This is a genomic window from Microbacterium sp. SSM24 (assembly GCF_025989145.1).
In the GTDB taxonomy this organism is placed as follows: domain Bacteria; phylum Actinomycetota; class Actinomycetes; order Actinomycetales; family Microbacteriaceae; genus Microbacterium.
In genome coordinates, this window is record NZ_JAPDNQ010000001.1 from 1998849 (window position 1) to 2021720 (window position 22872).

21 protein-coding genes are annotated in these 22872 nt (G+C 71.7%); 15 read left to right on the forward strand and 6 right to left on the reverse strand.

Going from position 1 to position 22872, the window contains the following annotated elements:
- Positions 1 to 25: 25 nt before the first annotated feature.
- The 5 genes from OL358_RS09205 to ccsB are packed head-to-tail and all read left to right on the forward strand — an operon-like array spanning position 26 to position 4831.
- Positions 26 to 658, forward strand: a complete 633-nt coding sequence (locus OL358_RS09205) for a histidine phosphatase family protein (RefSeq protein ID WP_264709678.1) — start codon at positions 26 to 28, stop codon at positions 656 to 658.
- Positions 658 to 1269: a TlpA family protein disulfide reductase gene (locus tag OL358_RS09210; RefSeq protein WP_264709679.1), complete on the forward strand. Its 612-nt coding sequence runs from the start codon at positions 658 to 660 to the stop codon at positions 1267 to 1269. Before OL358_RS09205 ends, OL358_RS09210 begins: the two co-directional genes overlap by 1 nt.
- On the forward strand, positions 1266 to 2117 hold the full coding sequence (locus OL358_RS09215; RefSeq protein WP_319805438.1) for a cytochrome c biogenesis CcdA family protein: 852 nt from the start codon (positions 1266 to 1268) through the stop codon (positions 2115 to 2117). Before OL358_RS09210 ends, OL358_RS09215 begins: the two co-directional genes overlap by 4 nt.
- The gene (locus OL358_RS09220) at positions 2098 to 3792 is read left to right on the forward strand and encodes a cytochrome c biogenesis protein ResB (RefSeq protein WP_264709680.1); all 1695 of its coding nucleotides are present in this window, start codon (positions 2098 to 2100) and stop codon (positions 3790 to 3792) included. Before OL358_RS09215 ends, OL358_RS09220 begins: the two co-directional genes overlap by 20 nt.
- A gap of 4 nt (positions 3793 to 3796) precedes the next feature.
- Entirely contained in the window at positions 3797 to 4831 is a 1035-nt protein-coding gene (gene ccsB / locus OL358_RS09225) for a c-type cytochrome biogenesis protein CcsB (protein WP_264709681.1), read from the forward strand.
- 633 nt (positions 4832 to 5464) lie between these two features.
- Here ccsB and OL358_RS09230 read toward each other — a convergent pair.
- Both OL358_RS09230 and OL358_RS09235 read right to left on the reverse strand, forming a co-directional pair.
- Positions 5465 to 7468 (reverse strand): YhgE/Pip family protein, encoded by a 2004-nt coding sequence (locus OL358_RS09230; RefSeq protein WP_264709682.1) that lies wholly within the window; start codon positions 7466 to 7468, stop codon positions 5465 to 5467.
- Positions 7465 to 10365 (reverse strand): MMPL family transporter, encoded by a 2901-nt coding sequence (locus OL358_RS09235; RefSeq protein ID WP_264709683.1) that lies wholly within the window; start codon positions 10363 to 10365, stop codon positions 7465 to 7467. The genes OL358_RS09230 and OL358_RS09235 overlap by 4 nt, the downstream gene beginning before the upstream one ends.
- Positions 10366 to 10511: 146 nt before the next feature.
- Between OL358_RS09235 and OL358_RS09240 the strand changes: the two genes are divergently transcribed.
- On the forward strand, positions 10512 to 11156 hold the full coding sequence (locus OL358_RS09240; RefSeq protein WP_264709684.1) for a TetR/AcrR family transcriptional regulator: 645 nt from the start codon (positions 10512 to 10514) through the stop codon (positions 11154 to 11156).
- Between the two features lie 7 nt (positions 11157 to 11163).
- Here the strand turns inward: OL358_RS09240 and OL358_RS09245 are convergent, their stop codons facing one another.
- A complete protein-coding gene (locus OL358_RS09245) occupies positions 11164 to 12147 on the reverse strand; it encodes an o-succinylbenzoate synthase (protein ID WP_264710267.1) in 984 nt (327 codons plus the stop codon).
- A 183-nt stretch (positions 12148 to 12330) separates the two neighbouring features.
- Between OL358_RS09245 and OL358_RS09250 the strand changes: the two genes are divergently transcribed.
- The 5 genes from OL358_RS09250 (at position 12331) to OL358_RS09270 (ending at position 16737) form a co-directional block, all read left to right on the forward strand.
- On the forward strand, positions 12331 to 12666 hold the full coding sequence (locus tag OL358_RS09250) for a PadR family transcriptional regulator (RefSeq protein ID WP_264709685.1): 336 nt from the start codon (positions 12331 to 12333) through the stop codon (positions 12664 to 12666).
- Position 12667: 1 nt separating this feature from the next.
- A complete protein-coding gene (locus OL358_RS09255) occupies positions 12668 to 13630 on the forward strand; it encodes a permease prefix domain 1-containing protein (RefSeq protein WP_264709686.1) in 963 nt (320 codons plus the stop codon).
- Positions 13631 to 13737: 107 nt separating this feature from the next.
- A complete protein-coding gene (locus tag OL358_RS09260) occupies positions 13738 to 14538 on the forward strand; it encodes an LLM class F420-dependent oxidoreductase (RefSeq protein ID WP_264709687.1) in 801 nt (266 codons plus the stop codon).
- A 33-nt stretch (positions 14539 to 14571) separates the two neighbouring features.
- Entirely contained in the window at positions 14572 to 15480 is a 909-nt protein-coding gene (locus tag OL358_RS09265) for a 1,4-dihydroxy-2-naphthoyl-CoA synthase (RefSeq protein WP_413631352.1), read from the forward strand.
- Between the two features lie 102 nt (positions 15481 to 15582).
- Positions 15583 to 16737 carry an AMP-binding protein gene (locus OL358_RS09270; protein WP_264710268.1) on the forward strand — a complete coding sequence of 385 codons (1155 nt, stop codon included), beginning with the start codon at positions 15583 to 15585 and terminating at the stop codon, positions 16735 to 16737.
- A gap of 40 nt (positions 16738 to 16777) precedes the next feature.
- Here OL358_RS09270 and OL358_RS09275 read toward each other — a convergent pair whose 3' ends face one another.
- Complete coding sequence (locus OL358_RS09275; protein ID WP_264709689.1) at positions 16778 to 17161, reverse strand: VOC family protein; 384 nt, start codon at positions 17159 to 17161, stop codon at positions 16778 to 16780.
- Between the two features lie 137 nt (positions 17162 to 17298).
- Here OL358_RS09275 and OL358_RS09280 point away from each other — a divergent pair, with 137 nt between their 5' ends.
- Positions 17299 to 18279: a 1,4-dihydroxy-2-naphthoate polyprenyltransferase gene (locus OL358_RS09280; protein ID WP_264709690.1), complete on the forward strand. Its 981-nt coding sequence runs from the start codon at positions 17299 to 17301 to the stop codon at positions 18277 to 18279.
- Positions 18280 to 18344: 65 nt separating this feature from the next.
- Here OL358_RS09280 and OL358_RS09285 read toward each other — a convergent pair whose 3' ends face one another.
- Complete coding sequence (locus OL358_RS09285; RefSeq protein WP_264709691.1) at positions 18345 to 18680, reverse strand: DUF4229 domain-containing protein; 336 nt, start codon at positions 18678 to 18680, stop codon at positions 18345 to 18347.
- A gap of 169 nt (positions 18681 to 18849) precedes the next feature.
- On the opposite strand from OL358_RS09285, the gene OL358_RS09290 reads away from it, so the two are divergent.
- From OL358_RS09290 to OL358_RS09300, 3 genes are all read left to right on the forward strand, one after another.
- Positions 18850 to 19329 (forward strand): PLD nuclease N-terminal domain-containing protein, encoded by a 480-nt coding sequence (locus tag OL358_RS09290; RefSeq protein WP_264709692.1) that lies wholly within the window; start codon positions 18850 to 18852, stop codon positions 19327 to 19329.
- A gap of 2 nt (positions 19330 to 19331) precedes the next feature.
- Positions 19332 to 21143, forward strand: coding sequence for a 2-succinyl-5-enolpyruvyl-6-hydroxy-3-cyclohexene-1-carboxylic-acid synthase (gene menD / locus OL358_RS09295; RefSeq protein ID WP_264709693.1), 1812 nt, complete (start codon positions 19332 to 19334; stop codon positions 21141 to 21143).
- Positions 21144 to 21208: 65 nt separating this feature from the next.
- The gene (locus OL358_RS09300) at positions 21209 to 22072 is read left to right on the forward strand and encodes a PPK2 family polyphosphate kinase (RefSeq protein ID WP_264709694.1); all 864 of its coding nucleotides are present in this window, start codon (positions 21209 to 21211) and stop codon (positions 22070 to 22072) included.
- Positions 22073 to 22101: 29 nt separating this feature from the next.
- Here OL358_RS09300 and OL358_RS09305 read toward each other — a convergent pair whose 3' ends face one another.
- The gene (locus OL358_RS09305) at positions 22102 to 22866 is read right to left on the reverse strand and encodes a class I SAM-dependent methyltransferase (protein ID WP_264709695.1); all 765 of its coding nucleotides are present in this window, start codon (positions 22864 to 22866) and stop codon (positions 22102 to 22104) included.
- Positions 22867 to 22872: the final 6 nt, after the last annotated feature.

Below are 22872 nucleotides of genomic sequence, written 5' to 3' on the forward strand. Positions count from 1 at the left end.
GAACCGGCCACCGTAGACTGGACCCGTGCCCGCAGACCGCCTCCATCTCGTGCGCCACGGGGAGGTCCACAACCCCCAGCGCGTGCTCTACGGGCGACTCCCCGGATACGGACTCAGCGTGGACGGCCGCCGCATGGCACGTCAGGCCGCCGAGTACGTGCACGCGCTCGACCGGCCGGTGACGGCCCTGGTGTGCTCGCCGCTGCAGCGCACTCAGGAGTCGTCCGAGCCCTTCACCGAGATCTTCGGCCTCGAGCCGCGCACCGACGAGCGCGTGATCGAGCCCACGAACGTGTTCGAGGGCCGGCGGATGCTGCGCGCCCTGGTGAACCCGTGGAACTGGCGTCACCTGCGCAAGCCCGCGCTGCCCAGCTGGGGCGAGCCGTACGCCGACGTGATCGCGCGCATGAACGAGGCGATGACCGAGGCGTGGCAGGCCGCGGACTCCGGTGACGTCGTCATCGTGTCGCACCAGCTGCCGATCTGGATCACCCACCTCGCCGTCGCCGGACTCCCCTCGCGCCACGACCCCCGCGAGCGGCGGTGCGCGCTGTCGAGCGTGACGAGCTTCGAGATGGACGAGGACGGAAAATGGACCGAGATCGCCTACGCGGAACCGGCATCCCTGTCGGGGTCGGTCGACGTGGGGGCGGTGTGATGGGCAGGGTCTCCCGACGCGCGCGGGGCGCAGGTGCCGCTCTCCTCGCCCTCGTGCTGGTCGCGGGTCTCGCCGCGTGCACGAACGATCCGCTCGCCGAGCAGTACCGCGCGGGCGACGGCAAGGGTTTCATCGCGGCCGACGGCTTCGAGGTCGTGCCGATTCCGGTGGAGGACCGCACCGCGCCGGTGGACTTCGAAGGCGTGCTCGACACCGGAGAGTCCACGACCAGCGACGACTACCGCGGCGAGGTCCTCGTCGTGAACTTCTGGTACGCGGCGTGCGCCCCCTGCCGGGTCGAGGCTCCGCTGCTCGAAGAGGTCAACCAGGAGTTCGCCGCCGACGACGTGGCCTTTCTCGGCGTGAACCTCTACGACGGCGCCGACACCGCGCAGGCGTTCGCCGAGACGCACGGCGTCGACTACCCCAGCGCGCTCGCGAGCGTCGACGGCTCCATCAAGCTCGCCTTCGCGGGGCAGACGCCGCTCAACGCCGTGCCGGTCACGCTCGTGCTCGATCGCGAGGGGCGGGTCGCGGCGCGTGTGATCGGTCAGCTGACCGAGACGTCGATCCTGCGGACGCTGGTGCGCGAAGCGCTGGAGGAGTCGTGAATCCGGGCGACCTCGTCGCCGACGGCTCGCTGCTCGTCGCGATCCCGATCGCAGTGCTCGCCGGGCTGCTCTCCTTCCTCTCGCCGTGCGTGCTCCCGCTCGTGCCGGGATACCTCGGCTTCATCGGCGGGGCCGTCTCGCCACGCGAACCTCGGACAGCGTCGATTTCGCGGGGGAATTCCGCCTCGGACGCCCCTGCGGGCGCCCCCGCGGGCGCCGGCCGTGCCGAATCTCCCGCGATCGTGACGTCCGCGGCCGTCGACACCCCGCCGCGCGGGAGGCTGCTCCTGGGCGTCGTGCTCTTCATCGCCGGCTTCACGGTGGTGTTCGTCAGCATCGCGATGCTCGGCGGAACGGTCGGGCTGTTCCTCCTCCAGTACGCCGACCTCATCACGCGCATCCTCGGCGTCGTCATCATCGCGATGGGGCTCGTCTTCATCGGCGTCTTCGGCCTGGCCCAGCGCATCGCCCGCCCGCAGGTGCGCGGCAACCTCGGACTCGTCGGCGCCCCCCTGCTCGGCATCGCCCTCGGCATCGGCTGGGCACCGTGCATCGGGCCCACGCTCGCCGTGATCCTCACGATGGCCTTCGACTCCGGCTCGGCCGGCCGGGCGGCCCTGCTGGGCGTCGCGTACTCGCTGGGGCTCGGCATCCCGTTCCTGCTCCTCACGCTCGGGTTCGGCTGGGCGACCCGCTCGGTCGCCTTCGTGCGCCGCCACATCCGAGCGATCAACATCGCCGGGGGAGTGCTGCTCATCGTGCTCGGCCTGCTCATGGTGACCGGAATCTGGACCCAGATCATGGCGCAGCTCCAGGGGGTGTTCCGCAGTGTCCCGCTCCCGCTCTGACCTCGACGGCACCGAGCCGCTGCGGCCGGCCGATCACGCCGATTCCGACAGCGAGGTCATCCAGCCCGCGTTGGGCATCGTGGGATGGCTGCGCTGGGGCTGGCGCCAGCTCACCTCGATGCGCACCGCGCTGGTGCTGCTGCTGCTACTCGCGATCGCCGCGGTTCCCGGATCGCTGGTGCCGCAGCGCAGCGCCGACCCCAACGGTGTGACGCAGTACTTCGCCGACAATCCCGACCTGGCGCCGATCCTCGACAACCTGAGCATGTTCGACGTGTACACGTCGCCCTGGTTCTCGGCGATCTACATCCTGCTGTTCGTGTCGCTCATCGGCTGCGTGATCCCGCGCACGAAGCACCACTGGAAGGCGCTGCGCGCGAAGCCTCCACGCACCCCCGCGCGTCTGTCGCGGCTGGACGCGCACCGCTCCGAGGTGGTCGAGCTCACGCCGGGGACGGATGCCGCGGCCGCGGCCTCGTCGGCGATCGAACTCGCCCAGCAGCAGCTGAAGAAGGCCGGCTACCGGGTCGAGCGCTACGACGCGGGCGCGACCCTGTCGGTGTCGGCGGAACGCGGATACGTGCGCGAGACCGGCAACCTGGTCTTCCACGCCGCGCTCATCGGGGTGCTCCTGGCGGTCGGTCTCGGCGGCGGTTTCACCTACACCGGGCAGACCGTCATCATCGAGGGTCGCTCGTTCGTGAACACCATGCTCGACTACACGTCGTTCAACCCCGGCCGGTTCGTCGACGAGAACGCGCTCGCGCCGTATTCGCTCACCCTCGACCGCTTCGACGTCACCTATCAGCCGTACGGCGAGCAGGGGTCGGGGCAGGCGGGCGACTTCGTCGCGAACCTCACCACGCAGCGCGCCGGCGAGCAGCCGCAGCCGGGGGAGGTGCGGGTCAACCACCCGCTCGACATGGGCGGCGACCGCATCTACCTCATGGGCAACGGCTACGCGCCGACCATCACGATCCGCGACCCCGACGGCGAGGTCGTGTACTCGGAGTCGGTGCCGTTCCTGCCGCAGGACACCAACATGACCTCGCTCGGGGTCGTGAAGGTCGCGGACGGGCTCTCCGAGCAGATGGGCCTTGTCGGCTTCTTCTATCCGACGCAGGCACCGCTGTCGACGGGAGCGTTCGCGTCGGCGTACCCCGACCTCGTGCTGCCGGTGCTGTCGCTCGACGTCTACGTCGGCGATCTCGGCATCGACGACGGCACGCCCCGCTCGGTGTACACGCTCGATCCGAGCGGCATGGAGAAGCTCGCGGGTCGCGGGGCGGACGTCGCCGCGATCGAGCTCGCGCCGGGCGAGACGGCCGAGCTGCCCGGCGGCTACGGCACGATCACGTTCGAGAACGAGGCATCCGATTCCGCCCACGGGTACGAGGGCTCGGTCAAGCGCTACGTGTCGCTGTCGATCCACCGGGATGCCGGGGCCACCTGGGTGCTCCTGTTCGCCGTGCTCGCCACCGCCGGGCTCCTGGCCGCGCTGTTCGTGCCGCGTCGTCGCATGTGGGTGAAGGTCTCGCCGGATGCCGGCACCCTGCGGATCGAGTACGCGGCGCTCGCACGCGGCGAGGATCCGACGCTCGATTCGGCCGTGGAGCAGTTCGCGCAGAAGCACGGCGACAGCATCCAGGGGCCCTCCAGCCCGCGCGTAGACTGAGGACATGCCCGAAACCGCCGCCCTCTCGCTCGACGATGTCTCGGTGCTCCTGGTCTGGACGGCGATCGCCGTCTACGCGCTCGCGTTCATCGCGTACGCGGTCGACCTCGCTCGCCGTGGTGCGGTCGCGGTCGACGCGAAGGACGCCGAGGTGCGCGAGCTCGTCGGCGCCGGCCGCGTCGGCATCGCCGAGATGCGCGCGCAGGAGAAGGCGGCCGAGGCGGCGCTGAACGCCCCGATCTCGCAGCGTCCGCGACTGGTGTGGGCACGCATCGGAACGTCGCTCACGGTGCTGGCGTTCCTGTTCCACCTCGGGGCCGACGTGACGCGCGGCATCGCCGCGGGGCGCGTGCCGTGGTCGAACATGTACGAGTTCGCCCTCACCGGCACGCTGCTGATCGTCGCCGTGTACATCGGCGTGCTGTTCCGCTACGACCTGCGGTTCCTCGGCACCTTCATCACGGGCCTCGTCGTGGTGCTCCTGGGCGGCACGGCGATCTGGTTCTACACCGACATCGTGCCGCTGATGGACCCGCTGAAGTCGATCTGGCTCGTGATCCACGTGTTCGTCGCCTCGCTCGCGACCGCGCTCTTCGCGCTCGCCTTCGGGCTCTCGGTGCTGCAGCTCATGCAGGCACGGCGGGAGCGTCGGGCGCTTGCGGCTGCCGAGCTCGCGGAAGGCGCTCCGGCGAAGTCGGGCCCGGGCTTCCTGCGCACGCTGCCCAGCGCCGAGGCGCTGGAGTCGCTGGCGTACCGCTTCGCGATCCTCGGCTTCATCTTCTGGACGTTCACCCTCATCGCCGGATCGATCTGGGCCAACGACGCGTGGGGCCGCTACTGGGGCTTCGACACGAAGGAAGTCTGGACCTTCGTGATCTGGGTGCTCTACGCCGGCTACATCCACGCGCGCGCGACGCGCGGCTGGCGCGGGAGCCGGTCGGCCTGGCTGTCGATCATCGGCTTCACCGCCGTGATCTTCAACTTCACGATCGTGAACATGTTCTTCAAGGGCCTCCACGCCTACTCCGGCCTGAGCTGAGCCCCGGGCCCGGCCCGGGCCGCGGCATCCGTCCTGGTCGCGCGTGCGCGGGATCGCCCGCCGCCCGCCCGCCGTCCGGGGCGTGACCGGCCCACCCGCCCGCTCGGGGCGTGACCGGCCGACCCGCCCGCCGTCCGCCGGCCCACCCGCCCGCCGGCCCGCCGGCCCGCCCGCCGGCCCGCCCGCCGTCCGGCGCATAACTCCTGCAGTTCGGCGGGGGGCTGGCGGGGTTCCGCCGAATGTCGCGGTGTCCGCGATAGGTCAGCGCGAAGGTGCAGGAGTTATGCGCCGGTGGGCGAGACGGTCGCCCGGCCGGAGCTCAGGATCGGCCCTGGGGCGGTGTCCCACTTCCGCCCGCCCGCCGCCCGGCGCATAACTCCTGCAGTTCGGCGGGGTGGCTGGCGGGGTTCCGCGGAATGTCGCGGTGTCCGCGATAGGTCAGCGCGAAGGTGCAGGAGTTATGCGCCGGTGGGCGAGTCGGCTGCGGTGCCCCCATCCGATAGAGACCGGGACGTGGCGGGGGTGAGGCGGGCGAGCCGGATGCCGCATCCCGACGACTCCGCACGGAAACGAAGAACGGCCCGCCCCGAGGCGCCGGGCCGTCTCCGCGAGGAGCGGGTCAGGGGGAGCGGGTCACGCCGGCGAGGGGGCGGCGTGGAGCACGGCGCGGGCCGACGTGGTCCGGCGGCGGGCGACCGCGAGGATCGTCGCACCGAACGCCAGCACGGCCCAGATCATGAGTCCGGCGATCGCTGCGCCGACACCATTGGTCTCGGTGAGCGCGGCGAGCATGCCGTTGTAGGCGGGGGACGTCGGCATGAGGGCCGCGATCCCCGACAGCACGCCGGGCACGGTCGACACGACGCCGGTCGCGACGGCGAGGACGCCGATCAGCGCCGAGATCCACCGGCCCGCGCCGCCGAACACCGCGACGAGCGCCTGGTTCACGGCGGCGAAGGCGATGCCCGCGACGACGCTCACGCCCGCGAAGACCCACCACTGACCCCAGTCGTACGACGAGGCGAGCTGCACGACGCCCGCGACGAGCAGGCCCTGTGCGGCGCCGAGCGCGGCGGCGGGAGCGAACCCGCGCAGCGCGAGGAGCGCCGAGGGCTCCCGGGCGGTGAGGGCGCGGCGCGAGACGGCCTGCAGCGCGATGAACGTCGCGAGCCCCCCGAACCACAGCGCCAGGGTCGACAGCAGCGGGATCGCCGACGCGCCGAACAGGGACGACCCCACGCCGTCCGCGCCGACCGGGTTCGCGACGACCTCGGCGAGGCTCGTCGCCTCCGAGTCCGTGTACGACGGGACGGCTTCGGATGCCTGGCCCAGCCCGTCCGCGAGCGTCGACGTGCCGTCGGCCAGCTGGGCGACGCCGTCGGCGAGCGAGGTCGCCCCCGTGCCCGCCTGCCCGATTCCGTTCGCCAGCTGCGAGGCACCGGAGGAGAGCTGCCCCGCGCCCGCGGCGGACTGCGACGTGCCGGAGGCCAGCTGGTCGAGGCCGCCCGCGAGCTTCGTGGCACCGGCACCGATGGAGCGGAACTGCTTCGCGAACTCCGCGGTGACGCCGGCGTTGAGGTCGACGATCCCGTTGGCCGTGTACGTCGTCAGCGCCGCGGCGCCGGGGTTCTGCTGCGTGCCGTTGCCGTTCAGGATCGTCGATGCCATGCCCGCCGATGTGACGGCGGCGGCGAGGTCGGTGCAGAAGCCGGCCGGATTCACGGCCGGATCGCACGCCGCGGCGAGGGCCTGCAGCTGCGCGAGGGTCGTCTTCGCGTAGCCGGCCGCCGCTCCGGTCGCCGTCTCGGCGCCGTCGGCCACCGTCGTGAGGCCGTCCGGGACGATCCCCGTCTGCTCGAGCTTCGCCGCGCCGTCGTTCACTCCGTCGGCGAGGTCGCGCGCGCCGTCCGCCGCGCCGCCGATCCCTCCGGCGATCTGCCCGAGCCCGCCCTGCAGGTCGCCCGCGCCGGTGGCCAGGCCGCTCGCGCCGGAGGCGAGCTGCGGCATCCCGTCGGCGAGCTGGGTCGCGCCGTCGGCGGCCTGCGTCGCGCCGTCGGCCAGCGCCTGCGCACCGGTCGCGGCCTCGCCGAGCTGGTCGCCGAGCGTGGTGAACCCGAGGAACACGTTCTCGAGGTACACCTGCGAGAGCTGCTCGCCCATGATGGATGCCGCCGCCGACGTCACCTGCGCGGTGATGGCGTCGTCGACGATCAGGCTGTCGGGCGGCGTCGTCACCTCGATCGTGGCGCGCTCGGGAGTCTCACCGGGACGCGTGGAGGTCGCGGCCGCCGAGAAGTTCTCGGGGATCGTGATGACCGCGGCGTACGTGCCGTCGGCCAGGCCGGAGGCTGCGTCGTCGGCGTTGGAGATCGTCCACGTGAGGTTGCTCGGCTGATCGTCCGAGCCCTCGACGAGCCCGGCGGTGAGCTGGCGCCCGAGCGGCACGAGCTGGTCGTCGATCGTGACCGCCTCGTCCTCGTTCACGATGGCGGCGTTGAGCGAGTCGAGCCGCTCCGTCGGGTTGTAGAGCGCCGCCACGAGGATGCCGCCGATGACGACGGGCAGCAGCAGCACCCCGATGAGCGTCAGCCACGTGACGGGGCGGCGCGATCGGGCGCGTTCGATGTGGAGGGTCATGCGTTCACCTCGGCGATGGAAGAAGCGGATGCCGCGCCCGCCCGCAGCGCGAGCGAACTCACGCCGGGGCGTCGGGCGTCGGAGAAGAGGGAGATCGCGGGGCCGTCGGCCTTCGCGGTGGCGACGACGGTGAGGTGCGCCCCGGTGCCGTCGTCGGAGCGGGCCCGCAGTGCGGCCTGAGCGTCCCGCAGCAGCGCGGCCGCCTGGTCGCGTTCGGCGTGGTCGAGCGCGTCGACGCCGTCGATCACGACGAGGCTCGTGCGTCCGCCGAGCGCGCGGCGCAGTTCGCGCACGGGGTCGTCGGCGTCGGCGAGGAGCGCCACGCCGACGTGCGCACGCACCCAGGCCGCGCGCTCCGGGAGCAGATGGCCGGCGACGCGCAGGCGTCCGTCGCTCGGGGCGAGGCGTCCGGCGACGGCCAGTCCGAAGGCGCGGACCGCCCGCGGATCGCCCGTCACGAGGAGCGTGCCGCCCGGCTCGACCCGGAAGCTCGCACCGTCGAAGAGCACGACGTCTCCCGCGGCCCCGCCGTCGGCGCGGACGGCGACGTCCTCGCCGACGACGACGGCGGTCGTCCCGGGCTCGGGCCATTGCGCGAGCGAGAGCTCGCGTTCCACCGCCTCGCCTTCGATGTCGAAGTGGGGGAGCACCCGTTCGAGCCAGCGCGGCATCCACCAGGCCTTGTCGCCCAGCAGAGCCATGACCGCGGGGACCAGCGTCATGCGCACGAGGAACGCGTCGACTGCGATGCCGACGGCGAGACCCAGCGCGATGGGCTTGATGGAGGCGTCGCCCTCGGGGACGAAGGCCGCGAAGACGGCGAACATGATGATCGCGGCGGCGGTGACCACGCGGGCCGATGCGGTGAAGCCCGAGCGCACCGCGCCGAGCGCGATGTCGCGGTCGGCGCGCGTCGGGTGCGCGCCGCGGCGGGCGTGAACGTAGTCCTCGCGCATGCGGCTGACGAGGAACACCTCGTAGTCCATCGCGAGCCCGAACAGCACGCCCATGAGGATGATCGGCATGAAGCTGATCACCGGGCCCTCGCGGGTGACGTGCAGCAGCTCCGCACCCCAGCCCCACTCGAAGACGGCGGCGACGACGCCGAAGGCGGCGAGCACCGACAGCAGGTAGCCGAGCGCCGCCTTGATCGGCACCCAGATCGACCGGAACACGATCATCAGGAGCACGAGCGAGAGGCCGACGACGAACACGCCGAACGGCAGCAGCGCGGCGCCGAGGCGGTCGGAGATGTCGATGCCGACGGCGGTGAAGCCGGTCACCTTGAGGTCGACGCCGTACTCCTCCTCGAGCTCCGGAGCCAGCGCGCGCAGGTCGCGGACGAGCTGCGCGGTGGCGGGATCGTCGGGCGCGGTCTCGGGCACGATCTGGATCAGCCCGGTGTCGGCGGTCTCGTTCGGCGTGGCGAGCGCGATCTCCTTGACCCCGGGGACCTTCTCGATCTCGTCGGCGAGGTCGGCCATGAGGCCGAGCGGGTCCGTCGAGGTCACGATCGTGCCGGTCATGATGAGCGGGCCGTTCGAGCCGGGGCCGAAGTGCTCCGCGGTGAGGTCGTACGCCTGGCGTGCCTGGCTGGTCTCGGGCTGCTGCCCGGCGTTCGGCAGCGCGAGCCCCAGGCTCGCAGCGGGGATCGCCATGACTCCGAGAGTGAGCACGACGGCGACGGTGGTGATGATCGGATGCCGCGTCACGAGCATGACCCAGCGGTTCGTCTTCTTCGCCGGGGCGTGCGCGACGGGCGCCGGCTTGGCGGCGGGTTCGACGTCCGCGGCCTCGTCGGGCGCAGCATCCGCTTCCGATGTGCCACGACGGCGCACCGGGAGCGCGACCCCGCGCTGCTTCCGGCCGTGACCCCATCCCGCGACGCGGCCCTTCGAGAAGCCGAGGAGCGCGGGCGTCAGCGTGATGGCCACGACGACGGCGATCGCGACGGCGACGGCAGCGGCGATGCCCATCGTGGTGAGGAACGGAATGCCGGCGAAGCCGAGGCCGATGAGCGCGATGAGCACCGTGACCCCGGCGAACACGACGGCGGATCCGGCGGTGCCGGTGGCGCGCGCGGCGGACTCCTCGGGCTCGACGCCGGCACGCACCTGGTCCTGATGTCGCGCGACGATGAACAGGGCGTAGTCGATCCCGACCGCGAGGCCCAGCATGATGGCGAGCATCGGCGTGGTCGACGAGACCGACGCGAACGCCGTGGACACGTAGATGAGCGCGATCGCGAGGCCGACGCCGATGAGGGCCGATACGAGCGGGAACCATGCGACCGCGAACGAGCGGAACGTGACGATCAGCACGAAGAGGGCGATGAGCACGCCGACGCCCTCGATGAGCGAGAGCGCCGGGACCGAGGTGGCGAACACATCGCCGCCCATCGCGACCTGGGAGCCTTCGGGGAGCGTCTCGCGGAGGTCGTCGCCGACCTGCTCGAGGGTCTCTTTCGTCTCGTCCGAGATGTCGGTGGCCTGGCCGTCGAACTGCAGGCGGATGATCGCCGCCGACTCGTCGTCCGAGACGAGTCCGGTGACCATCTCGTTGAACGGGTCGGTCACCGCGATGACGCCGTCGAGGTCTTCGAGCTGCGCGATGGTCTCGTCGATCGCGCCGGCGTAGGGATCGTCGGCGACGGACTCCCCTTCCTCCGCGACGATCACGAGCTGCGCGCTCGTGCCGCTCGCCTGGGGGAAGCTGCGGTCGAGCAGCGCGATTCCCTCCTGGGCCTCGGTGCCGGGGATCGAGAAGGCGTTGTCGGTGCCCTTCATGAACACCGCGGCGCTGCCGCCGGCGATGCCGAGGAGGAGGATCCAGGCCACGAGCACCCGCCACGGGTGACGGTAGGACCAGCGACCGAGGGCATACAGCAGGGTGGACACAGCGCCTCCGCGTTCCGGATGATCAGGATCTTTCGATACAGCGCTGTATCGGATACATGAGTGTATCGTAGAACCGGAGCGCGACTCGAACCTGTGTAGTCCGTGTGTGTTTCGATGGACTGACGAGAGCCGTGAGGGGAGGCCGCATGACCGACACCGTCGCCGTGACCTCGCGCAGACGCGAGGCCACCAGGCAGAAGCTCCTGGATGCCGCAGCCGAGGTCTTCGCCGAAGTGGGGCTGGATGCGGCATCCGTCGAGGCCATCTGCGACCGCGCCGGCTTCACCCGCGGCGCCTTCTACTCGAACTTCGAGACGAAGGACGAGCTGTTCCTCGAGCTCGCCGGCAACGTGGCGCGCGAGCGCGTGGCCGCCGTCCGGCGCCGGGTTGGCGACCTCGAGCGCGCCGGAGCCTTCGAGGACGCCCCTAACGACGCGTTCGCGATCATCCAGCAGGTCCTCGACGTGTCGGCGGACGACCGGCTGGGCGTGCTGCTCATGAACGAGATCCGCATCCACGCGCTGCGCCACTCCGATCTCGCGTCGGCCTACCTCGCGCAGGACGAGGAGATGCGCGAGAGCGTCGCGCAGATCATCGACGACATCGGGCGCGCGAACGTGCTCCGCTTCCGTCTTCCGCCCGACGCCGCCGCGCGCCTCATGCTCACCGTGTGGGAGAGCGCAGCGGTGCGCTCGGTCATGGCCGGTCTCGACTACGACGAGATGTGCCGTCGCACCAACGAGGAGCTCGCCCGCGTCGCGCAGCTGATCATCGAGCCGCCGCAGGGCTGACCGGGGGTCAGCGCGCCGCGAGCACCGCGTGGCACCGCGCGATCCGGTCGAGCCACCAGTCGCGTCGATCGGCGGATGCCGCGTTCCCCGCGAGCAGAGCGGGATCAGGCGTCACACGTCCGACCGGAAGGACGCCGCCGCGAGGAGCGAGCGCCGGGTCGGCGACATCCGTGGTGAACAGCGAAGCGGTGCCGAGCCCGCAGTCGTAGTCGAGCTCGGGGAGGGCGGCGGCCAGCGCGACCCCCATCGAGAGCCCGATCGACGTGTCCAGCGCACTCGACACGACCGCCGGAAGACCGGCTTCGGCCACGATCTCGAGCGCTCGCCGCACGCCGCCCAGCGGCTGCGCCTTCACCACGATCAGGTCGGCTGCGCCCGCGCGGGCGACGGCGAGCGGGTCGGCCGCCTTGCGCACGCTCTCGTCGGCGGCGATCGGGATGTCCATGTACTTCACACGGCGCCGCAGCTCGGCGAGCTCTTCGACCGTCTCGCACGGCTGTTCGGCGTACTCCAGGTCGAACTCGGCGAGTGCGTGCAGCGCGCGCTCGGCCTCGTCGACGTTCCAGGCCCCGTTCGCGTCGATCCGCACCCGGCCCTCCGGACCCATCGCCGCGCGAACGGCCGCCACGCGGGCGATGTCGTCGGCGAGGCGCTGCCCGGGCTCGGCCACCTTGACCTTCGCGGTGCGGCAGCCGTCGAAGCGCGCCAGGACCGAGGGGACGGATGCCGCGTCAACGGCCGGCACCGTGGCGTTGACCGGCACCCGATCCCGAACGGGGGCGGGCTGCGGCATCCATCCGAAGTCGATCGCCGCGGCGAGCCAGCTCGAGGCCTCGCGATCGTCGTACTCGACGAACGGGGAGAACTCGGTCCATCCCTCGGGGCCCTCGAACACGACCGCCTCGCGCACCTCCACGCCGCGGAACCTCGCAGCGAGGGGGAGTGCGACCACGTGCGCCGAGGCGAGGAGCTCGGCGAGCGGGGGAGGGATGGTGCTCACGCTCTGATCATGCCCCACGCACTGCGGAGATGTGCACGATGACGGACGGGGCCACCGTGATCCACCCGCAATCCTCCACATCGCCGTCGATCTGCCTCGCATGCCCGCGATACTGCGCGACGGGGTGCAATGTGTGATTGACGATAGTGTGTCGCACACAGTATCGTGTGAGGCATGAGCGAAACCGAGATCCTCGAGACGCACCTGCAGGAGATGCGGCGCGGCACCATCGTGCTGGCCTGTCTTCGCCTGCTCGAGGCGCCCGGCTACGGGTACGGCCTGCTCGAGGAGCTGGGGCAGCGCGGCTTCCCCACCGACGCGAACACGCTGTATCCCCTGCTGCGGCGACTCGAGAAGCAGGGCTTTCTCACGAGCGAGTGGAACACAGACGAGGCCCGGCCACGCAAGTTCTACCGCACCAGCGCCGCCGGCACCCGCCTGGCGAACTCCCTCACCGACGAATTCCGCGCCATCGCGACCGCGATCGGCGCCCTCCCCGAGGAGCACTGACATGACCTCCACCGCCACCCTCACCGATCGTTACGTCGACGCCGCGATGCGCTCCGTCCCCGAGGCGCAGCGTGCCGATCTCGCCGCGGAGCTGCGTGCGTCGATCGCCGACCAGATCGAGGCGCGCGTCGAGTCCGGCGAGTCGCACGAAGCCGCCGAGCGCGCCGTGCTCACCGACCTGGGCGACCCCGACAAGCTCGCCGCCGGCTACACGGACCGGCCGCTGTGGCTCGTCGGCCCGCGCTACTTCCTGCAGTGGTGGCGCCTGCTCAAGCTGCTGCTGTGGATCGTCATCCCCTGTGCCGTGTTCGGCGTCTCGCTCGCCCTGGTGCTCGACGGCGCGACGTTCGGCGAGATCATGGGCGCGATCTGGCCGCTCGCGCTCACCGTCGGCGTGCACGTGGCGTTCTGGACGACGCTCGCCTTCGTCATCGTGGAGCGCACCGAGGGTCGCGAGAAGTCCCTGCCCTTCGAGGAGTGGACCGTCGATCAGCTTCCCGAGCCCCGCCCCCGCGGTGCCGGCCTGAGCGATCTCGTCGCCTCGCTGGTGTTCCTCGTGGTCGCTGCGGGCGCGATCCTGTGGGATCTCTTCATCGGCTTCGTGCCGACCGAGCCCGGCCTGTCCTTCCTCGCGCCGGGGCTCTGGCCGGGGTGGATCCTGGGCCTGTTCGCCCTCATGGCGCTCGAGGCCGGACTCGCCGTCACGGTCTACGCGGTCGGGCGCTGGACGGCGTGGCTCGCCGTGGTGAACGGCATCCTCAACGCGGCGATCGCCATCCCCGCGATCTGGCTGCTGATGCAGGGCGAGCTCATCAATCCCGCGTACTTCCCCGCGATCATCGGCGAGGACGGCGCCGAAGTCGGTGGAATCGTCACGGTGGTCGTCGGATTCGTGATCGCCGGCATCGCCGTCTGGGACACGATCGACGGCGGTCTCAAGGCCTATCGCGCCCGCAAGCCCTGAACCCCATTCCGTTTGTGCGGGCGAATGACCGCGTGGTGTCGTTGGGATCCGGCCATTCGCCCGCACAAACGGCCCCGGCGGCGGGGGAGCGGAAATAGGCTGAAACCATGCCTCTTCTCGATACTCCGGTGCGCCTCGGCGTGCAGCTCCAGCCCCAGCACGCCCCCTATCCCGCCTTCCGTGACGCGGTGCTGCGGCTCGAGGAGATGGGGGTCGACATCCTCTTCAACTGGGACCACTTCTTCCCGCTGTCGGGGGATCCCGACGGGCTGCACTTCGAGTCCTGGACGATGCTGGCGGCCTGGGCGGAGCAGACCGAGCGCGTCGAGTTCGGCGCCCTCGTCAACTGCAACAGCTACCGCAACCCCGACCTGCAGGCCGACATGGCCCGCACGATCGACCACATCTCGGCCAAGAACGGCACAGGGCGGTTCATCTTCGCGACCGGTTCGGGCTGGTTCGAGCGCGACTACGCGGAGTACGGCTACGAGTTCGGCACGCCCGGATCACGGCTGAACGACCTGGCCGACGGGCTCGCCCGCATCGAGGCGCGCTGGGCGAAGCTCAACCCCGCCCCGACCCGCGACATCCCGGTGATGATCGGGGGCAAGGGCGAGCAGAAGACCCTGCGCCTGGTCGCCCGTCACGCCGACATCTGGCACAGCTTCGTGCGTCCGGACGACCTGCCGCACAAGCTCGAGGTGATCGAGCGCTGGGCGGAGCGCGAAGAGCGCGACACCTCGGACCTCGTCGTCTCGAACGAGCTGGACCGCCGCGACGAGAGCGACGCCGATGCGCTCTACGACGCGGGCGTGCGTCTCTTCACGCTCGCGTTCCACGGACCCGACTGGGACTACGACCTCGTGCGCGCTTGGCTGCGCTGGCGCGACGCGAAGAACGCGGGCTGAGCCGCGGCATCCGGCCCGAATATGCTGGCAGCCATGGTCTCGGACATCTTCGACGCGGACGAGTGGATGCCGGCGCCCGGCGCCGAGCGGTACACCGACATCACCTCGCACGTGTCGAAGGACGGGCGAATCGCCCGTGTCGCCTTCGACCGTCCCGAGGTGCGCAACGCGTTCCGCCCGCACACGGTGGACGAGCTGTACCAGGCGCTCGACCAGGCGCGGCAGGATCCGCGCATCGGCGTTGTGCTCCTGACCGGCAACGGTCCCAGCCCGAAGGACGGCGGCTGGGCCTTCTGCTCGGGCGGTGACCAGCGCATCCGCGGGCGCGACGGCTACCAGTACTCCGAGACGGATGCCGGTCCTGACGCCGGACCTGCGGGGGCGGCGACCGGACGCCTGCACATCCTGGAGGTGCAGCGGCTGATCCGGTTCATGCCGAAGGTCGTCATCGCGGTGATCCCCGGGTGGGCCGCCGGCGGCGGTCACTCACTCCACGTCGTGTGCGACCTGTCGATCGCCTCGGCGGAGCACGGGCGCTTCAAGCAGACGGATGCCGACGTGGGGTCGTTCGACGCCGGCTACGGCTCGGCGTACTTCGCGCGGCAGATCGGCCAGAAATTCGCGCGCGAGGTCTTCTTCCTCGCCGAGGAGTACTCGGCGCAGCGCGCGTACGAGATGGGCGCCGTCAACAAGGTCGTGCCGCACGCCGACCTCGAGCGCGAGGCCGTCGTCATGGCGCGCACGATCCTCACCAAGTCGCCGACGGCGATCCGCATGCTCAAGTTCGCCTTCAACGCCGTCGACGACGGCATGGTCGGCCAGCAGGTGTTCGCCGGCGAGGCCACGCGTCTGGCGTACGGCACCGACGAAGCCGTCGAGGGGCGCGACGCATTCCTCGAGAAGCGCGACCCCGACTGGTCGCCGTACCCCTGGCACTTCTGACGCGATGAGCGGCCGCGAAACTCCATGGATCCGCTCGGGTCGGTCGGCAGCATCGCCCGAGCGCCGGTCTTCGAGCACGCATCCGTGGCGTTCTGCAGACCGATGAAGCTCGAGCCCGTCGTCGGCGACGATCCCCGGGAGATCCTGCGAGGACTGCGGGGTGCTCTGCACGGCGCCGGACCGGCACTGGGCCTCGGTCTCGTCAGCGGTCTCCCCGGCGAGGTGCGCGCGGGAACCGCCGTGGTCGTGACCACGTCGGGGTCGACCGGCGTGCCCAAGAGCGTCGTGCTCAGTCGTGACGCCCTTACGGCGAGTGCGATGGCGACGGCCGACCGGCTCGGCGAGGGCGCATGGCTGCTCGCGCTCCCGGCGACCTACGTCGCCGGTCTCCAGGTGCTGGTTCGCTCGATCGTCGCCGACCGCGAGCCGGCGGTCATGGCGGGAGCCTTCACGCCGCAGGCGTTCGCAGCGACCGCGCTGATGATGGCCTCGAGCGAGGGCGGCCGCCGCATCCCGACCTTCACGTCACTGGTGCCCGCGCAGCTGGCGAAGCTGCTCGACGCAGCCGAGCACGACTCTCCGGTCCTGACCGCGCTGCGGTCCTTCGAGGCGATCCTCGTGGGCGGGCAGGCTCTCCCGTCGGCGACGCTCGAGCGCGCGCAGACGGCGGGTGTGCACGTCGTGCGCACCTACGGTTCGACCGAGACCTCGGGTGGATGCGTCTACGACGGCGTTCCGCTCCGCGGCGTCGGCGTGCGCATCGCCGACGGCGAGGTGCAGGTGTCCGGCCCGACCCTGGCCGACGGCTACCTGGAGGCGGAGGAGCAGACGACGGCCTCGTTCCTGCGTGACCCGGACGGCACACGCTGGTATCGCACGGGAGACGCGGGACTCTTCGACGGTGGCGTGCTCCGCGTCCGCGGGCGGATCGACAACGTGATCGTGTCGGGTGGGGTCAACGTGTCGCTGGATCGGGTGGAGGCCATCGTGCGATCGGTTCCCGGCCTCGCCTCGGCCGTGGTGGTCGGGGTTCCCGACGAGCGGTGGGGCGAGGCATCCGTCATCGTCGCGACGCGCGGCGAGGTGCTGCGGCGCAGCGAGTCGGTCCAGCTGGACGAGGCGCGCGCGGCGGTGCGAGACGGCATCGGGCCGCACGCGCGGCCGTCCCGGCTCGTCCTCGTCGATGAGCTCGACACGCTGCCGTCGGGCAAGCCCGACCGCGAGGCGATCCGCCGCGCCGTCGCCGCGCTGCACTGAAGAGCTGCCCCGATTCACCGGGTGAATCGTCCGCCGGCCGTCACGCCGCGCTGAACGGCCCCGTGTCCACGACGCAGAAGCGGTTGCCCTCGGTGTCTTCGAGCACGATCCAGTCGGCGTCGGCGGGGTAGTCGTCCCAGTCGACCTTCCGCGCGCCGATCGTGAGCAGGCGCGCCACCTCGGCCGACTGGTCTTCGGCGTACAGGTCGAGGTGGATGCGCGGCGGATAGTGCTGCGGGTATCCCGTGACGGACAGCGCCAGGCTCGCCCCCGGCGCGGCCCACGTCGCCTTGCCGGGCGGGTCGAGGATGAGCCAGTCGTCGCTCGGCTCGCCGCGGTTCACGTACCCCAGCGCCTCACGCCAGAAGGCGGCGGCGCGCTCGATGTCCTCGACGGTCAGCACGATCGATCCGATGCTCAGCATGGCGTCCATCCTGCGCCCCGCCCGCGTCCCCCGCCAGGCCCACCGGCCCTTCCGTTTGTGCGGGCGTTTGGACGCACACGCCGGGCGTGTTGCGCACATTTTCCCGCACAAACGGACGGCGTCTAGGATGACGAACCGTGGCAGGCACTCCCAGCAAGAAGCGCAAGCATCCCGGTCCGAAGAAGCAGCCGGCGCGCGGCAATCCGCAGAAGCCGCACCAGGCGCGCGATCCGCGCGCGGTGCAGCCCGCGACGACGAGCGACTGGATCGCCGCCGCGCGCCTGCGCACCCTGCCGCTCGCCGTGACGCCGATCCTCATCGGCACGGGCGCGGCGATGCTCGTCGTGGACCAGTTCCACTGGGTGATCGCGCTGTTCTGCCTCATCGTGTCGGTAGCCCTGCAGATCGGCGTGAACTACGCGAACGACTACAGCGACGGCATCCGAGGCACCGACGACCGCCGCGTGGGTCCTGCGCGGCTCACCGCGTCGCGCAAGGCGTCGCCGCGCGCGGTGCTCTCCGCCGCGCTGCTGTTCTTCGGCATCGCCGCTGTGGCGGGGCTCGCGATCACGATCCGCACGCAGCAGTGGTGGCTCATCGCCGTCGGCGTCGTGTGCATCGTGGCGGCCTGGTTCTACACCGGCGGCAAGCGGCCCTACGGCTATTACGGCCTCGGCGAGGTCATGGTGTTCGTGTTCTTCGGCCTGGTCGCCACGCTCGGCACCACGTGGGTGCAGGCGCTCTCGCTGCCCCAGGAGGCCTGGTTCGGCGCGGTCGCCGCGGGTCTCCTCGCGTGCGCCGTGCTGCTGGCGAACAACCTCCGCGACATCGACCAGGACCGCGCGGCCGGCAAGCGCACGCTCACGGTGCTCATCGGCCGCACGGCCACGCGCTGGCTGTTCAGCATCTTCGTGCTGGCGCCGTTCGGCATCGCGATCTTCCTCGCGCTGTTCTACCCGATCGCGTGGCTCACGCTTCTCGTGCTGCTGGCGGCTCTTCCGGCCATCCTGATCGTGTGGACGTACCGCGACCCGCGCGAGCTGGTCGTCGCCCTCGGACTCACGTCGCTCACGTCGGTCGCGTACGGCGCGTTCCTGCTCTGGGCGTTCATCGGCTGATCCGCCTGGCCGCGGCCGTCGCCGCTGCCCTGGCCGTGTCCGTGGCCGCGGCGACGACCGCGAACTCAGTCGGCAGTGCGGTCGGATGCTTCGCCCGGCGCCGGACCGTCGGCTGAACGGTCCGCTGTCGGAGCGGAATCGCCCGACATCGCGGCATCCTCGGCCTCTTCGTCGCTCACGGCCCGGCGGTCGCGCTCGCGGCGCTCCGCCATGCCGGAGGTCATCTCATCGAGCGGGCGGCGCAGGAACAGCATCGACAGGCTCAGGCCGATGAGGGCCGCGAAGATCGCTGCGAGCCAGTAGTACTGCCGCATGATCGGGAAGAGCATGAGGATCGCGAACGGCACGAGGAACGCGAGGAGCCGCAGCACCGAGTACACCAGGGCGGAGCGAGCTTTCACCCGTCCATCGTAATCGCCGTGCGCTGGTCGGCTGGAGCGTGCCGAGAGTGCACGGATCACCGAGCGCGGCGCCGATCGGCGGTCGATTGCGCCCGCTCGGCAAAGAGGGTGAGGCGACGGTTCGGTCACGGGGCGGCCCGGGTGCTCCCGGCTCGCCTAGGATGGGGGCATGACGCGGGCCCTGCTGATCCTGGCCCTGGTGGCGACGGCTTTCTGGGTCTACACCATCGTGGACTGCGTCGTGCAGCCTCCGACCCGCCACCGCGGTGTGAACAAGCCGGTCTGGATCCTCATCGTCGTGCTGATCCCCGTGCTGGGCGGCCTCCTGTGGCTCGTGGTCGGTCGCACACGGCGCGCCGCGCTCGCCGCGCGACGTGCGCCCGACGACGACCCCGAGTTCCTGGGCAGCCTCGGGGCGATCTCCGATCAGGACGAGCGCATCCGTCGCCTCGAGGAGGAGCTCGCCCAGCTCGACGCCGAGGGTGACGACCCCCGCTGGTCCACCGATCCGCCGGCCGCCGCGTCGGACGCCGCGGGAACCGCCGCGCCCGCCGCTCCTTCCTCGGCCGCGCCGGATGCGCCGGCCGACCCGCCCGTCCGCCCCAACGAGGGCGACGACGAGCGCGGGCAGCGCGGAGCCGTCGGCTGACCGTGTCAGGCGCCGAGCGCGGACTCGCCTCCGCTGCCACCGACGCCGCCGCCGCCCTGCTGAGCCGCCTGGTCGAGCTCGGCGTCTCGCACGTGGTGCTGAGTCCCGGATCGCGCTCGCAGGCTCTCGCCCTCGTCGCGGCCGAACTCGAGCGCCGCGGCGCGATCCGCCTGCATGTGCGCGTCGACGAGCGCGTCGCCGGCTTCACCGCGCTCGGCATCGGACGGGAGACGCGGATGCCGGCGGTCGTCGTCTGCACGTCGGGCACCGCCGTCGCCAACCTGCTGCCCGCCGCGCTCGAGGCGCACCACGCGGGGGTGCCGCTGCTGCTGCTCACGGCCGATCGGCCTCCCGAGCTCCGCGGGGTCGGAGCGAACCAGACCACTCGCCAGCCCGGCATGTTCGCCCCGACCGTGCGCTACGAGGCAGACCTGCCCGTGCCCGAGCAGTGCGACCCGACCGGTGACCTCGAGCAGAGTGCGATGCTGCGTGGTGTGGCCGACGAGGCCGTGGCCGCCGCGCTCGGCGCGGGCCTGCGGTCCGCCGGACCGGTGCACCTCAACCTCCCGTTCCGCGAGCCGCTCGCCGGCGACCTGCCCGCGTGGTTCGGTGTGCCGAGTCCCGAGCTCGCCGTCGCGCCCGACGCCCACCCCGACGGCCCGCCCGCGGCGGAGGAGGTCGAGGACGAGGCATCCGGCGCCCTCTACCAAGGCGGGGGAGGGATCGGCGAGGCGGACGTGCCCGACGACCCGGACGATCACCCGTTCGTGCTCGTGGCCGGGCCGCGCACCGTGGTCGTCGCCGGGGCCGACGCGGGTCCCGATGCCGAGGTGCTCGCGCACGCCGGTTCGTGGCCGCTCATCGCCGAGATCGTGAGCGGCGCGCGCTTCGGCCGCCACCTCGTGCACGGGTATCGCGGTCTGCTGCGCGACCCGGAGCTGGGCGGGCGCATCGAGCGCGTGGTCGTGCTCGGGCATCCGACCCTCAGCCGTGAGGTCGCGGCGCTGCTGTCCGATCCCGAGGTCGAGGTCATCGCCGTGCGCGGTCCGGGCGAGCCGCTCAATCTCAACGGCGCGACGACGGCCGTCGACGCGATCGCCGTGGCGAACGGCGACCCCGATCGCGCATGGCTCGGCGCGTGGCTCCATGCCTCGCGGGAGGCATCCGTCGACCTCGCGCCGCCCGCACCCGACGCGGACGCGCTGTCGTCCGCGGTGCCGCAGGAGCGCCTCGGTGCGATCGCGGCCGAGCTCGCCGCCGTGCGGGCGCCTCTCGACCGCGCGGCGCTGGTCGATGCCGTGTGGCGCGCGACGTGGCCGCACGATCGGCTCGTCTTCGGCTCGTCGCGTCTCGTGCGCGTCGCCGACGAGGTGCTCGGGGGCAAGAAGGTGCCCGTGCACGCCAATCGCGGGCTGGCGGGCATCGACGGCACCGTCGCGACGGCGACCGGCATCGCACTGGCCAGTCAAGGCGACGGTCGGCCCGGGGTCACGCGCGTGCTGCTCGGCGACCTCGCCCTGCTGCACGACGTCGGCGCTCTGCTGCTTCCTCCCGCCGAGGAAGAGCCGCGCCTTCAGGTGATCGTCGGCAACGACGGCGGCGGCACCATCTTCGACGGACTCGAGGTCGCCGACGTCGCGGGTTCCGACGCGATGGATCGCGTGCTGCTCACCCCGCACACGGTGCGGCTCGAGCACCTCGCCCTCGCGTACGGCTGGGAGTACCGGCGCGTCACCACGCGCTCCGCGCTCGATCAGGCGCTCACGTCGCCCGTCGGCGGTCGGCAGCTCATCGAGGTTCCGCTCGAGCGGTAGCGGTGCTGGCCGGGGCGCGGCATCCGTCCTCGCGTTCGCGGCGTCCGGCCCGCCATGATGGGCACATGACTGCCAAGAGCCAGAAGCACTGGACCGGGGATGTCGCCGAACTCCTGCGCGTGGGCGAGGGGTTCGTGCTCGCCGACGTCGATCCGTCGGCGAACCCCGGCTACGAGAAGGACAAGGTGCAGGCGGCCGAGGACCTGGCGTCGGGCGCGCAGCAGCTCGACGAGTATCAGGAGCGCCTGTTCGCACGGAGTCGCGTCGACGCGACGCACGCCTCGGTCCTGCTGGTGCTTCAGGCGATGGACTCGGCGGGCAAGGGTGGCATCGTGCGGCATGTGGTCGGATCGGTCGATCCGCAGGGCGTGTCGATCACGGCGTTCAAGAAGCCGACGCCCGACGAGCTCGAGCACGACTTCCTGTGGCGTATCGCGAAGCGGGTGCCCGAGCCCGGCGTCATCGGCGTCTTCGACCGCTCGCACTACGAGGATGTGCTGATCGGGCGGGTGCGCGAGCTCGCCCCGCACGACGAGATCGAGCGCCGCTACGGGGCGATCAACACGTTCGAGAAGCAGCTGACGGATGCCGGCACCCGCGTGGTCAAGGTGATGCTGCACATCTCGTCCGACGAGCAGAAGGAGCGGCTCGGCGAGCGGCTCGACCGCCCCGACAAGCACTGGAAGTACAACCCGGGCGACGTCGACGAGCGGCAGCTCTGGCCGACCTACATGGATGCCTACCAGCAGGTGTTCGACCGAACGTCGACCGACTACGCGCCCTGGCACGTCGTGCCGGCGAACCGCAAGTGGTACGCGCGACTGGCCGTCCAGCACCTGCTGCTCGAGGCTCTCGAGGAGATCGACCCGCAGTGGCCCGCTGCGACGTTCGACGTCGAGGCCGAGAAGAAGCGCCTCGCGGCGACCTGAGGCGGGGCGCCGCTTCCCGGCGCGGCACGTCAGGCCGGCACGACTCCGCGTGCCGCCCAGGCCGTGGCTGCGATGGTGAACGGGCCGGACGGCAGCAGCTCGCGGCAGCGGGCGCGGACCCGTTCGCGGTCGGAGGGGCTCAGCGCCGCGAGCTGCCGACCCGCGGGGGCGACGCCGAGCGTGTACGGGCCCCACCACTCGTCGAAGTCGGCGTAGTCGACGCAGACGCGCAGCTCGTCCTCCGCGACGTCCGCGCAGCCCGCCTGCTCGAGGAGCGACACCAGGTGGCCTCGGCGGGCACCCGCTCGCCCGGTCTCGTCGTCGATTCCCGGCGCGACGGACGCCAGCGCCTCGAAGAACGTGCTCTGCGGAGCGCGGCGGCCGGCGAAGTCCCAGACGGAGGCGGCGATCGTCCCGCCGGGTCGCGTGACGCGCACCATCTCCGCGATGCCGGCGGCGGCATCCGTCATGAAATGCACGACGAGCTGGGCGAGCGCGGCGTCGAAGTCGTCGTCGTCGAAGGGGATGGCCTCGGCTGATCCGTGACGCAGGTCCGCCCACGGGAAGCGGGCGCGCGCGGCGGTGAGGAAGCTCTCGGACGGATCGATGCCGGCGAGCTGGTCGGGAGGGGTCCGCGAGGCGAGGGCGGCGAGCAGCGCGCCGGGTCCGCAGCCCACATCGAGCACCCGCGCGCCCTGCGCGATCGGGACCCAGCCGGCGAACTCGACGGCGAGCGGCTGTGAGAAGCGGCCCATGAACCGGTCGTACGCCTCGGCGGCGACGTCGAACGACATGGCGCG